Origin of the sequence: Rothia sp. P5766, from assembly GCF_048513555.1 — a bacterium.
Classification (GTDB): domain Bacteria; phylum Actinomycetota; class Actinomycetes; order Actinomycetales; family Micrococcaceae; genus Rothia.
The window spans coordinates 122,627-134,987 of the sequence record NZ_JBLXXS010000001.1 but is presented as its reverse complement, the minus strand read 5'-3'; the positions used below and the strand labels follow the sequence as shown (position 1 = coordinate 134,987).

Sequence of the window (12,361 nt, the reverse complement as noted above, 5' to 3'; positions counted from 1 at the left end):
ATTTTTCACCTCAGGGCTAAAGGGGGCAAGCTCCCGGGTACAGGTCAGGGGCGGAGTGTGAGCCTCCGCCCCTGACCTGAAGCTCCCCTTAGCTCTTAGGAGTAGACGTGGGGTGCCAGGGTTACGATGCAATCAAGGTTGCGGTAACGCTCGGCAAAGTCCAGGCCATAACCCACCACGAACTCAGGTTCGATATCCCAGCCAACGTACTTGACCTCAACATCGGTCTTCACGCTCTTGGGCTTGCGGAGCAGAGTGCAGATTTCCACGGAGGAAGCGCCGCGAGAGACCAGGTTCTGTTGGAGCCATTTGAGGGTTAGGCCGGAGTCGATGATGTCCTCAACGATAAGCACATCGCGGCCGGTCAAGTCGGTATCCAGATCTTTGAGAATACGGACCACACCGGAGGACTTGGTGCCCGAACCGTAGGAGGAGACTGCCATCCAGTCCATGGTGTAGTGAGCTTTGAGGGCGCGCGAAAGATCAGCAACTACCATAATGGCACCCTTAAGCACGCCAACAAGCAGGACGTCCCGCCCTTGGTAGTCCTTATCAATCTGAGCGGCTAGCTCCTTGATTTTGGCGTCGATCTCTTCTTTGGTGAAGAGAACGTGCTTAATGTCTTTCTGTACATCGAGTGCGTCCACAGTTGATCTTTCTGCTGGGGTAAAAGAGGAAAGTACCCTACCGTGGGGATTGGGTAAGGCATACGTTCACTCTTAAGTATGGTTTATGGGGCGGTGTTGAGTAAAACGATGAGGCCGGTTTTCTTGAGGTTTATTTCTTGTCGTCCCCGCTTGAGGGTAAGGCCGGGGCGGCGGCGATAAGCCTTAACGTGGCCAGGGAGCTGGAGTGGCCCTGCCACAGAATGTTCCCGGGTGAAGGTTTCTAGGGCGGCCAAGCGCTCAAAACTAACGGACTGACCCCCAGCCTGCGCCAGAGCCAGGGCTAGGACGCGGGTACGCAGGGCTGGGTGCAGATCGGCCAGACTAGCCCGGTCAAGGAAGACACACCGGTGGGAGCCGTCTAGGGGCGCAGCCAGTGCCGGTGCTAGCCGCTGGGCAAGTTCTTGGGGGGTAGGCGCTAGTTCCTCTGCTCTCACCAGTACGCTATCCAGGGCCTGGCGGGCGGCCCGGTCCAGGTAGTTGCTATCTGCACCGGTGATTGCGGCGGTTCGCGCCAGGGAAAGGGCAACACCACCGCCCAGGTGCTCTTCAAGGTAGGGCAGAATACTGTGCCGTACCTTAGCCCGCATCAAACTCTGGTCTATGTTGGTGGGGTCATTCCAGGGTTCTAGCCCCTCAGCCCGGCAAATCTGATCGATATCTGCCCGGCGCAGGGCCAGCAGGGGGCGCAGGTAGCCGGTGCCTCCGTCCTGCCGCCAGACAGGCATACCCGCCAGGGAACGGGTTCCGGAGCCCCGGGCTAGACCCAGCAAAACAGTTTCAGCCTGATCGTCGAGAGTATGCCCCAGGGCTATGGCCCCAGCGCCGGTTTCAGCGGCAGCCTCTTTAAAGGCGCCGTAGCGGGCTAGGCGGGCGGCCATCTCGGGGCCTTCCTTACTCTCTGCTACCTGAACGGTACGCACCAGTACCGGGTTCAAGCCCATACCTGTTAGTGTCTGGGCGGTGTCTGCGGCGACCTCCGCTGAGCCGGCTTGAAGCTGGTGATCTACCACGATAGCCCCCACCCGGATATCGCCCCGCCGGTTGAAATGCGCCAGCAGGCTAGCCAGAGCCAAGGAGTCGGGGCCACCACTCACAGCGGCAAGGATAAGGGGGGCGTTTTCAGTGCCGGTAGACGGTGCACTACCGGTGGGTGCAACTGTGCCTACACCAAAAATACTGTCGAGGACGCGGGCCACTTCGCGGCGGGCGGCCCCCACCACCGGGTTCAGGCGGCTCTTACGCATCTTGGCCATCAGCCTTAGTCTCCTGCCCAAGGACCCGCTCAACCCAGAGCATAGGCTCATGAATTTCTTTGACCGTGGGCAGGTTCTCGGGGCCCTCCCAGATACGGTTGAAGCTGTCCATACCCACCCGGTCAACAAGAGCCTGCACAAACTTCTGCCCGTTCTTGTACTGGGCCAGCTTGGCATCCATACCCAGAAGTTTGCTCATAAAACGCGGGAAGAAACCCTGGTTCTTGCTCCGCTGTTCAAAGCGGCGGCGAATTGTCTTGACGCTGGGGACGATGCTGGCATCGACCGAGTCCATCACCACATTGGCATGGCCTTCCATCAGGCTCATCACACCGGTTACTGCCTCCATGAGCTCACGCCCCCGGTCGCTCAGAAGCAGGGTGGCCCCGGCGGGGCGGGGTTCCTTGCCTTCCCCAGGGGCCTGGTGTTCTTTCATGCTACGCACCGTGCCGGTGGCGGCGGAGGCAATCCGCTCGGGCAGGTTATCGGTCGCTTGGCCCAGCTCATGCCCCAGCTGGTGAATGAGGTTGAGCAGATAGTCGCGGAGCCAGGGGGCGGCGGCAAACTGAACCCGGTGGGTCTGCTCGTGCAGAGCAACCCAGAGCCTAAAATCTGCCGGGTCAAGGTTCAGCTCTTTTTCCAGCATCATCAGGTTGGGCGCTACGATCATCAGGCGGCCGCCGCTTGGCCCGTGCCCGGCAAGAGCGGCAAAGGGGTCGTACTGGCCCAGCACACGGGTCGAAAGAAAAGCCAAGACGCCACCTAGCTCGGCTGCTCCACCGGTCTCAGTGAAGGCCTGTTCAAGAGTCGATAGACGGGATAGCCGCTCCCCCAGTACCTCCTGGGCAATCAGGCCCAGCATCACGTCAAAGGATTGGGTATTAGCTTTAACCCAGGTGGGGCGGTCAAGGACCAGGACCTCAGAATCGTGCAGGTTGGCGGCCGCCTCAAGGCCGGTAATGGCGTACACATGGTCTACAGCTGCTACCGCCGCGTACCGCATTTCTTCGACGGCCTTACGCTTGGCCTGGGCCTGGGCGCGGGGGCCAGCCGGGGCCAGGAAACCAGCGACCTTGTGGGCCAGAGAGAGATTGACGGGGAGCTTAGCGGGGCTAGATGATGCCTTCATGAGAACCCACTTTACCGGGTTGATTTCACCGCATAAACATCAAGCCCATTGTGGCCAGTCCCCCTGGGCTCACAATGGGCTTGAATATCTAGGTCTTTAACCTTGGCTTTTCTAGGGTTTCCCCTGTAAGAGACAGAGAGGCCTTAGTGGCCTTCCTGCTTGAAGCGCTCCTGGGCTTCTGCAACCAGCTTCTCGGCAAAGGCACGGTCTTCCCAGCCCTCACCCTTAACCCACTTGCCGGGTTCCAGGTCCTTGTAGCGCTCAAAGAAGTGCTTGATTTCGTCCTTGAGCTGGTCGGCAACATCGCCGACTTCCTGAATATGGTCATAGCGCTTGTCAGCGGGTACACACAGAACCTTATCGTCGCCACCGGCCTCGTCGGTCATACGGAAGACACCGATGGGGCGTGCTTCAACCAGTACGCCGGGAACAAGGTCAACATCGAGAATGACCATGGCATCCAGCGGGTCGCCGTCTTCACCGAGGGTGTTCTCAAAGTAGCCGTAGGCGGTGGGGTACTGCATGGAGGTGAACAGTACGCGGTCCAGACGCAGACGGCCGGTTTCGTGGTCAATTTCGTACTTGACGCGGGAACCACGGTTAATTTCAATAGTGACATCGAGTTCCAAGGGGAACCTCCTGGTTGAGTGGTGTACAAAGGTCCGCATAAGAGCGGCCGGTCCAGCTTATTAGTCTATCCGAGAACAGGCATAGTCAGTGTTTTTCCCCTGATAGGCGCGCTGGTGTCACCCGTATTACGCGGGAACGGTTTGTCATAGCAGGCCGGGCAAGCCAGCCGGTAGCTTACGCCCGCTACATATAACCTATATAGAGGACACGCATCTGCGCTAAGGGACCGATACATACGGAGGTTATATGACTGCTTCTCGCCAACGCCCGCTTCTGGCTTGGGCACTGACCGGTATGCTGATTGCCGGTTGCAGCGCAGCGGGCATGTGGGCGCTCCCCCGCTGGCAGGAGGCTGACCGTCTTCAGCAGCAGGCCCTAGCCCCCACCCTTGAGAGCACCCAACCCGCTCTTGAAGCGGTATCGGCTGGCACCCCCGTAGATACTGCGACTCTAAAGGCCGATATTGACCAGGTTCTGGGTTCGTTAGGCCAAGGAACAGTCTCAGCCCAGGTAGTTGATGCCGAAAGTGGGCAGGTACTCTACAGTCGCGATGCCCATGCATCTCGTATCCCCGCATCGAATATGAAGCTCCTGGTGGACTATGCCGTCCTGGCAACCGCGCCCCAAGCTCGCCTCAAAACCTCTGTTGAGCTCAACGACCCCGCTACCCTAACACTGGTCTCCGGCGGTGACAGTCTCCTGGTTCCCGGCGAATCAACCCCAACCGCTGTTGTCGGTCACGCCGGCATTGAGACTCTCGCCCAGCGCACTATCGATGCCCTCAAGGCTCAAGGAACCACCAAGCAGAGCTTGGCTGTCAACCTTGATATAGGGGTCTTTGCTGGGGACTCCTTTAACAGTGAGTGGGCCCAAGAGGATATTGAGTCAGGTTTTATCAGTGCCGTGACACCCCTGGCTTTTTACTCCCACTACTCCCCCACAGCAGACGGCTCAGCCGCCAGCACCAACCGCCCCAAGAATGCCCCCGCAGAGGTCCACCAGAGCTTCATAGCAGCCCTGAACCGGCTGGGCCAGGCAGAAGGGCTGAGCTTTACGGCCGGGTTCACCACCGAGGAACACCTTCAAGGAACAGAATTGGCAGCGGTGGAATCAGCTACCCTAGCTGAGCAGTCAGCGCATATGATGCTGGAATCGGATAACAGCCTGGCTGAAAACCTGGGCCGTAATCTCTCGGTAGTCACAGGCGGTGACGGCTCTACCCGAGGTGCCATTGATGCCGTTAGAACTATTCTGGCTGAAGCTGGTTTACCCACCTCATACACCCAAAAAGATATCAGCGGCCTCTCCATGAATAACCGGGTCAGCAGCGACCTGCTCACCCAGCTAGCCCTGCGGGCGGTCATAGGTAGCGCTTCCGAACGCCTTGCCCTTGAAGGGCTCCCCGTTGCAGGCTATAGCGGAACGCTAGGCCTGGCTACCCGGTTCAACGATGCCGATGAGGTCGCCGGCCGCGGCCTGGTGAGAGCAAAGACGGGCACACTCAACAGCGTGCTCTCACTCACCGGTTACACCGTCACCGGCTCAGGGCGGGTGCTGGTCTTCTCCGTCATCATGAACGATCTTGACGATACAAGAGCCGCTAAGAGCACGATAGACCGATTTGCCGCTACACTCACCGACCGCTAGACAAAAACCCGCACCTACTTGTCTAGGTGCGGGTTTTATTCCTTGGCCGTTCCGGTCTTAGCTCACCCAGGTTCCGCTGCGCCAGGTCCAGTTGATGGTAGTACCGCTTTCAAAGGTGACGCGAACTACCCCATCGGCCCAGCGAGTCTCGTCGGTAACAGGGAAACCTAAAACGCTAGGGCCGCCCATGGCATACCAACGACGAGAGATTGCCCCCCGACCAGCAATTGCACGTGCTCCTGTACGCGGGGTCCAGTAGACAGAAGTCACGTAACCTCCGCGCGCAAAATCTTGACGCATACTGCCCATGTAGCTGTACTCAGAGTTCATGGGGTAGCCCCAGTTAAATTCGTACCGGTTGCGGGCAAACTTATTACCAATCGCACCGGGCCAGTAGACGTGCTGGGCTCCGTACTGGGGGGACCAGTAGATGGTTTGGTGCTTGGAGAAGTTCTGAATGAGGCCCCCACCTACTGAACCGAACTGCTCACCTAGCGGTTGCCCAAAAGCACCTTCCCCACCGTGCTGGTAGTAGTACTGCCCAATGACACCCTTAACCAAGCTACTGTCTTCAGTCGGTTCGGGTACTGGCCCTACCGGTTCAGCGGCGGTGATGGTAGAAACGTAGTCGTTGGGGCCGCGGCCTGATTCGTAGCGGTAGATACCCACATTGCCCAGTACACGCCAAGGCAGTGAGCTGCCGTAGCCGTAGCAGAAGCCAATACCGATGACGTTTGCGTAGGGGGATAGGATGGCAGCGCGGTGAGGGGGAGAGCTCTTCCAGAAGTTCAGGAGCTGGTTGAGGTCGTCATTGTAGGAGAGGGCAATAACCTCACGAACGAAGCTATAGCCCTGAACCTTAGCATTGTAAATAAATTCGGTACCGTGGGAGAAGTAACCCGCTTTGAACTGGCGGATTGCCTCGCCTTCCATAACTCCTGCCACGGTCGCCGAGTGCTTAACCGGAGCTAGCCCATACTGGGCACGGTAGGCGTTAATAAGGTCGAGTAGGGTCTGCTGATCGGCAGCAAGCCGGTCGTGAGATACTCTACGGATATCTGAAGCAGCGGCTGAGGCGGAAGTCATGGCAGAGCCGGCAGCCAGGCCGGAGAGAGTAAGGATTGCAGCCTGTCGACGAGTGGGCCGAACTGCGCGTGCAGTTTTAAGAAGACTCTTCATGCTGGCTCCTTTTTCTTGTGCAATGAGTGAGCAGATAAATTTTCTGAACACAACTTTATAGAATCGTGACCTGATTTTTACTCTTTTCACATGATTTTTTGAGTCTAGAACCATAATCATTCAGAGCTCCCCAATCGCAGAAGAAGACTCCTGGAGAGTATTTTGCCTTTTCAGGGCCTAATAATCTGCAGTTATACATATATTCCTGGCAGACGGTAATTAACCAAAAAATTAAAGCTACTTCCGCGTGGCGACTATACAAAACCGCACCTCTCAAGCAGGCCAATAAGCCCTTGACATGCGAGAACATCGAAGCTCCGCACAATCAATATTTCCCCCTTCAACAACTGCTTAACAAAATAAAGGCACCCCCAATTCAACCCACAGGGTGCCCGAAAGCATTGATTCGTGGCGCAGGACATAGCCATTCAAGGGATTACGTGTTTATCCCGTTTGATAAAAGGAGTTATTGTCCCTAAGTTTATGTTCGATACCAATTAGTAAATTATTAGAACAAGTGTTCCATGTTTATAGCATTGGTCCGAACCTTTTGATGGCGCCCAGACGCTTAAACTGTCAGCCACCCTTGCTAGCCTTGGGTACAGGAAACCCAAGGAGCAAGATGTTCTTTATTGACTCAGAAACTACCTATGCAGAGCAAGAGGCGCGGCTTGAACCTGTCGGGCAAGACCTCATCTACTCAGCCACAGATATAGTTCTATCTGCCCAATGCCAGTTTGCTACTCTCTACACTCTCGATCAGGCACTTGGCCGGCTTCCCCGTATAGAGATAAGCGAAAATATACAGCGATCCCGCGCCGCCGCCCTTGGCCAAGCCCATGAAGAAAGAGTGCTGGCAGACTTCCTTAACCAGTATGGCCCCTGGAACGAGCTGACAGGGAGCGGTGTCTATCAGGTTGAGCCACCTACCAGCTACAGCAGGCAAGATCTGCAGGCCAAGCGAGATGAGACCCTCATGGCCCTGCATGCAGGTGCAGATGTGGTCTTCCAGGCTTCTTTCTTTGATGGGGAGTTCCACGGGCGAGCAGACTTTCTGGTTAAACAAGAAAACGGTACCTATCGTGTAGTTGATAGCAAACTGGCTCGTACTGCCCGTGTGCCCGCCCTCCTTCAGCTAGCTGCCTATGCAGACCAGCTCCACCGTGAGGGTATAAGCCTTGACCCTCAGGTTTCCTTGATTCTGGGCAACGGTGTTGAATCTCTGCACGAGCTGGCAACTATAACCCCTGTCTTTGAGGAGAAGCGAGAGCGCTTTCAGTCCCTCACCGCCGCCCATCGACTAGAGGGCCAGGCTCCGGTGAGCTGGCAGACTCAAGGGTTGGTGCCAGCTCTGAGCCGGTGCGGGCGGTGCGATATTTGCTTAGAAATGGTGCGTCTTCACCGAGATATGCTCCTGACCGCCGGTATGAACCCCCGCACTCGGCAAGCTATCTATGAGAGGTGCGGTATCACCACCATCGATGAGCTGGCGGCATTGGCCGGTAATAAGCAGCTCCCCGGCTTTGTGCGCCGCTATGCGGAGCAGGCGGCTCTTCAAACGGGGGTAGCCCAACCCGATGGTCGAGCCACTTTCCGCCGCAATGGTGTCGAAGATGAGGTCACCTACAAGCTTCTCCCTCGCCAGGCTCTGCGGCTGCTTCCCCGTGCCAGCGCAGGAGATCTCTTTATATCCCTCCGTAGCGATCCTTTCTGGCGCGACGAGCAGGCTACAAGCCCGGTGCTGATGTGGGGGCTCACCTTTTCTTTTGCGGCAGTTCACCTGCCAGAAGATCCCGGTGAGCAACCCAGTTTTAGCCATTTCTGGGCACAGAGCAGGTCAGCGGAAAACCGTCTGCTGACCGATGCCCTCAGCATGATTCACCACCAGCGTCAGCTCCACCCCGGGCTGAGGGTCTACTATTTTGGCGCTTCTACCTTGGCTACCCTCCAAGAACTCGTGTCCCTGCACGGTTCCGGGGAGGCTTACCTGACCGACCTCCAACGGGAGAACGTGCTGGTGGATCTGTCCGAGGTCATGCGGCGGGCTATGCGGGTCAGCACCGGGACATCCGACCTGGCAGCGCTGGAACCGCTCTACCTGAGCGGACTAGAAGAGAAACTCGACATACCCGCTACCGTCTATGCCGACTACTGTCAGGCGCAGGCCGATGGTCAGGTTGAGCGGGTATCAGCGATGGAGGCCGCTCTGTCTCGTGATTCCTACCGCACCGGCCTCTCTCTACTCCAGTTGCGGGCCTGGCTCCTTGGACTGGCGGGCCGCTCAGTTGATCAGGAGCTAGCCCAACCTGCTCCCCTGGTTGATGTTAATGACCTCCTGGTGCAGGCTGGGCGAGCTGAAGATGAAAGCGCAGAAGAGCGCGAACTCCGCAGGTTTGTACAGGCTGTTGATTCTGGGGGTCAGGTAGAAGGCACCCAGTTAGAGGGCACCAGGCAAGCTATCGCGATGGTGGCCGCCGCGACCGGCTACCACCGCCGCGAGCGCCGCCAGTTTTGGTGGGATCACTTTAACCGGCTCACGGCCCCGCTGGAGGATTGGGAAGATACCCGAGACATTCTTCTGCTGGGCAGGCTGTCTGTCGTGAGTGACTGGCATAAGCCCGAAGGTGCCAGGTCGGTTTCGCGTGTGCTCAGCGGGGTGGCAAGGTTGGCTCCGGGGTCTTCGGTCAAGGTGGGCAACAGTAACCTGTTTGCTATGTACGCGCGTCCCTTTCCCCCTTTCCTGGAGGTGGAGGCTCGTCAGCAGGCTCTGACCTATGCGGCTCTGCATGAGGGGGTTCTGCCGGTTGAGCCAGAACGGGCGGGAGCATTTAATACCGAGATTGTGGAGCTTGCGGAAATTCCCGAGGAACAGGCCGGTCAGCCGCACCTGGTAAAGCTGACGGTACGGGAAACCCTACGGGGTTTTGGGGAGGAAGCTGCCAGTCCTTATGCTCAGCTTCCCTTGGCGATTACTCCTGGCCAGCCTATTCCTACACGTGCTCAGGAGCAGTCGCTAGCTGAGCTTGCCTTGCGGACTGCACGGTCTTTGCCCGAGCTACCGCAGTCAGCGGGTACCGACCTGCTCCTGCGGACCCCACCCCGCCTGACCGGCGGTGGTGAGCTACCTCAGCCCAGTGAGTTCGTGGAGAGCCACGGCTCTCTGGCGGGGGCGCAGGCTATCTACCGGGCAGTGAGCCGGCTTAAGCGGTCCTATCTGGCGGTGCAGGGACCGCCCGGTTCGGGTAAGACCTTTGTGGGGTCACATGTGATCGGCAGGCTGGTGGACTCCGGCTGGAAGGTGGGCATTGTGGCCCAGTCCCACGCGGTGGTAGAGAACATGCTCCTGGGCTGTATCAAGAATGGTCAGGTTGACCCCGATGCGGTAGCCAAGGGTGCGGGTAAGAGCCAGACCCCCGACTTTCCCTGGCGGGAGGTCAGTAATGCGGACGTCACTCGGTTTATGGACGAACCCGGAGGCCGAATTTTTGGCGGCACAGCCTGGGACTTTGCCTCCGACCGCAAGTTCCGTGGGGAAAGTCTTGACCTGCTGGTCATTGATGAAGCCGGCCAGTACTCACTGGCCAATACCCTGGCGGTGGCCCGGTCCGCTAAGAACCTTTTGCTCCTGGGGGACCCTGCCCAGCTCCCCCAGGTGACCCAGGGTGCCCACCCCTACCCCGTGGACGAGTCAGCCCTGGGCTGGCTCTCTGCAGGCCGGTCCGTGTTACCTGCTGAGTTCGGTTATTTCTTGGATATGAGCTGGCGCATGCACCCGGCTCTCTGCGCCCCGGTATCTGAACTTTCCTACGAGGGTAAGCTGATTTCTGCACCCGTGGGGGAAGAGCGTCACCTGGACGGTTGGGCACCTGGAGTCTACCTGCGCACTGTGGAACACAGCGGAAACTCCACTTTCTCGCCCGAGGAAACAGCCGAAGTTATTTCTCTGGCGCGAAGTTTTATGGGGCAGATGTGGACCCCTAACCGTCAGAAACCAGAGCAGGCAAGCCCCTTAGAACCCGAGGACATCATTGTTGTTGCCGCCTACAACGCACAGGTAGATATGATTCGTTCTGCTCTGGTTGAGTCAGGATTAACTGACGCAGAAGGCAAGGGTGTCCGTGTGGGTACAGTCGATAAGTTCCAAGGCCAGGAGGCACCTGTGGTGATTATGTCGATGGCAGCATCCAGTGCCGGGGATAGCCCCCGCGGAACAGACTTCCTGCTCTCGCCCAACAGGTTGAATGTCGCTCTGTCCCGTGGCATGTGGGCGGCTGTGGTGGTCTGCTCCGACCGTTTTACCGACTTCTTACCTGCCAGCCCAGAATCCCTGGCCCAGCTCGGCGCTTTCATTCGACTTGAACAGGCTGCTCAATCCCTGCCTGCGCTTCCGCCGCCTGCTTCTACCACCGATTTCTCATCTACCGGGAGTTAACGTGAACCTCAAACCCACCAGCCGTAAACGCGGCCCCTACATCTTCCACTTCGAGGGTCAGACCGTGGCCCTGGGGGAAGCCCGCTACCTGCACCGCATTAACGAGCGCCTCATCGAGCAAGGCTACAGGACCAGGCCCACCTATTGGGACCAGGCCTACCTGGCTGATCTCTCTATGACCAATCCCGAAAACTTTAGCGTCGCCGCCGAACAGTTCGATCTTCCCAGCCAGGCTGACCAGCTCAACAGTGTGGGCGTGGATTGCGCCAGTAGTGAGTTCTGGTCTGCCATGTACGCTAGGGCTTTCAATGCCGCGAGCTGGGGTGCAGGCTGCGATGACACCCTCTATATGCCCCAGCTACCAGATTGGCTAGAACGCTCTAGAGCTTGGTCTATTGACCCGCTTGCCCCCTACGAGGGGGGCGGTGAGCCAGACCCTGCCGGTGGTTGGGTGAGGGTGCGGGAAACCCCTGGCGGTAATCAGCCGCTCGGGCTTTTCCAGCTGACCAGTAATACCTCCTTCTGGGTCTTTGGCTCTGCCCCTGACCTTAAACAGATAGTCCGTCTGTGCCGAGAACTGGCGCGGGAGCGAACCGGTTTTGATCGGATGGTCGCCTATATGGGCTATGATCTGACCTGTAGCAGCATTTGCCTGCCGATAGAGTGCCGGCGGCCGCTAGAAGAAGAACTCTTTCTTGCCGGAGTGGATGCTGAAACCCTTTTTTGGGACAAAAACTAACCCCCTATAGGGCTGTCAGTAGGGCATACTTAGAATTGTGTTTGTACTGACCTTTATTGCACGTTCGAAACATGCTGACTTGGCCGCCTTGGAGTCCCGCCTTGATCAGTTGCACCCGGCAGTAGCGTTTACTCAGACCTACCCGGATGAGCTACAGGGCGCATTTGCCACCAGCGAGGATTCTCTAGCCGCTGCCCTCTTGGGGGCGCGTCAGGCGAGTTTTTGGGTGGGTATTGGTGTCGGTGAGCTAGCCCAGCCCCGGTTTGCCGCCGCCCTGGGGGCGGTAAGTACCCCGGAGTGTTCGGGGCCCGCTTTGAGCCTGTCGCGGTCAGCCGTTGAGCAGGCACAGACCGGTGCACCACCGCGCGGTATTTGTCTGCACGCCGCCGGTGATTCCGCCGTCCGCGCCGACCGGGTAACCGGCCTCCTGCGTCTGCTCTACCGGGTGGCAGCGGCCCGCACCGAAGCAGAGTGGCGTGTTCTTGACCTGATTGTGCCCGGGGTACGTGGCCAGCAGAAGGCAGTAGCGGCAGCGCTCGGTATCAGTTCCCAGGCGGTCAGTAAGACCCTGGTCAGGGCCTACTGGCATGAGGAGTTGGCCTCCCGCGCACTGCTTGCCGAGCTCATGGATGAACTCAACCGTGCCCCGCAGGGAACCCACCAGCGGCCCAGACGCTAGAACGA

9 protein-coding genes are annotated in these 12,361 nt (G+C 58.3%); 4 read left to right on the top strand and 5 right to left on the bottom strand.

Going from position 1 to position 12,361, the window contains the following annotated elements; translation table 11 throughout:
• Nucleotides 1–95: 95 nt before the first annotated feature.
• From hpt to ppa, 4 genes are all read right to left on the bottom strand, one after another.
• Complete coding sequence (gene hpt, locus ACN08V_RS00660; RefSeq protein ID WP_419099011.1) at nucleotides 96–647, bottom strand: hypoxanthine phosphoribosyltransferase; 552 nt, start codon at nucleotides 645–647, stop codon at nucleotides 96–98.
• An 83-nt stretch (nucleotides 648–730) separates the two neighbouring features.
• Nucleotides 731–1,921: a tRNA lysidine(34) synthetase TilS gene (gene tilS / locus ACN08V_RS00655; protein WP_419104160.1), complete on the bottom strand. Its 1,191-nt coding sequence runs from the start codon at nucleotides 1,919–1,921 to the stop codon at nucleotides 731–733.
• Nucleotides 1,905–3,050 carry a zinc-dependent metalloprotease gene (locus tag ACN08V_RS00650; RefSeq protein ID WP_419104159.1) on the bottom strand — a complete coding sequence of 382 codons (1,146 nt, stop codon included), beginning with the start codon at nucleotides 3,048–3,050 and terminating at the stop codon, nucleotides 1,905–1,907. Before ACN08V_RS00650 ends, tilS begins: the two co-directional genes overlap by 17 nt.
• 143 nt (nucleotides 3,051–3,193) lie before the next feature.
• Nucleotides 3,194–3,718 carry an inorganic diphosphatase gene (ppa, locus tag ACN08V_RS00645; RefSeq protein WP_419104158.1) on the bottom strand — a complete coding sequence of 175 codons (525 nt, stop codon included), beginning with the start codon at nucleotides 3,716–3,718 and terminating at the stop codon, nucleotides 3,194–3,196.
• Between the two features lie 208 nt (nucleotides 3,719–3,926).
• Between ppa and dacB the strand changes: the two genes are divergently transcribed.
• The gene (gene dacB, locus ACN08V_RS00640) at nucleotides 3,927–5,327 is read left to right on the top strand and encodes a D-alanyl-D-alanine carboxypeptidase/D-alanyl-D-alanine-endopeptidase (RefSeq protein WP_419104157.1); all 1,401 of its coding nucleotides are present in this window, start codon (nucleotides 3,927–3,929) and stop codon (nucleotides 5,325–5,327) included.
• A gap of 57 nt (nucleotides 5,328–5,384) precedes the next feature.
• On the opposite strand, the gene ACN08V_RS00635 is transcribed toward dacB, so the two are convergent.
• On the bottom strand, nucleotides 5,385–6,506 hold the full coding sequence (locus ACN08V_RS00635) for a CAP domain-containing protein (protein WP_419104156.1): 1,122 nt from the start codon (nucleotides 6,504–6,506) through the stop codon (nucleotides 5,385–5,387).
• Nucleotides 6,507–7,128: 622 nt separating this feature from the next.
• On the opposite strand from ACN08V_RS00635, the gene ACN08V_RS00630 reads away from it, so the two are divergent.
• Genes ACN08V_RS00630 through ACN08V_RS00620 form a run of 3 tightly spaced genes read left to right on the top strand, consistent with a single transcriptional unit; the run spans nucleotide 7,129 to nucleotide 12,356 of the window.
• A complete protein-coding gene (locus ACN08V_RS00630) occupies nucleotides 7,129–10,938 on the top strand; it encodes an AAA domain-containing protein (RefSeq protein ID WP_419104155.1) in 3,810 nt (1,269 codons plus the stop codon).
• A 1-nt stretch (nucleotide 10,939) separates the two neighbouring features.
• Nucleotides 10,940–11,677, top strand: coding sequence for a hypothetical protein (locus ACN08V_RS00625; protein ID WP_419104154.1), 738 nt, complete (start codon nucleotides 10,940–10,942; stop codon nucleotides 11,675–11,677).
• Between the two features lie 37 nt (nucleotides 11,678–11,714).
• Nucleotides 11,715–12,356 carry a recombinase RecJ gene (locus tag ACN08V_RS00620; protein WP_419104153.1) on the top strand — a complete coding sequence of 214 codons (642 nt, stop codon included), beginning with the start codon at nucleotides 11,715–11,717 and terminating at the stop codon, nucleotides 12,354–12,356.
• Nucleotides 12,357–12,361 lie beyond the last annotated feature (5 nt).

Bases quoted from the DNA above. Each gene is read 5' to 3' on its own strand.
- tilS (WP_419104160.1), bottom strand. From the start codon at position 1,921: ATGGCCAAGATGCGTAAGAGCCGCCTGAACCCGGTGGTGGGGGCCGCC.
- ACN08V_RS00650 (WP_419104159.1), bottom strand. From the start codon at position 3,050: ATGAAGGCATCATCTAGCCCCGCTAAGCTCCCCGTCAATCTCTCTCTG.
- ppa (WP_419104158.1), bottom strand. From the start codon at position 3,718: ATGCGGACCTTTGTACACCACTCAACCAGGAGGTTCCCCTTGGAACTC.
- dacB (WP_419104157.1), top strand. From the start codon at position 3,927: ATGACTGCTTCTCGCCAACGCCCGCTTCTGGCTTGGGCACTGACCGGT.
- ACN08V_RS00635 (WP_419104156.1), bottom strand. From the start codon at position 6,506: ATGAAGAGTCTTCTTAAAACTGCACGCGCAGTTCGGCCCACTCGTCGA.
- ACN08V_RS00630 (WP_419104155.1), top strand. From the start codon at position 7,129: ATGTTCTTTATTGACTCAGAAACTACCTATGCAGAGCAAGAGGCGCGG.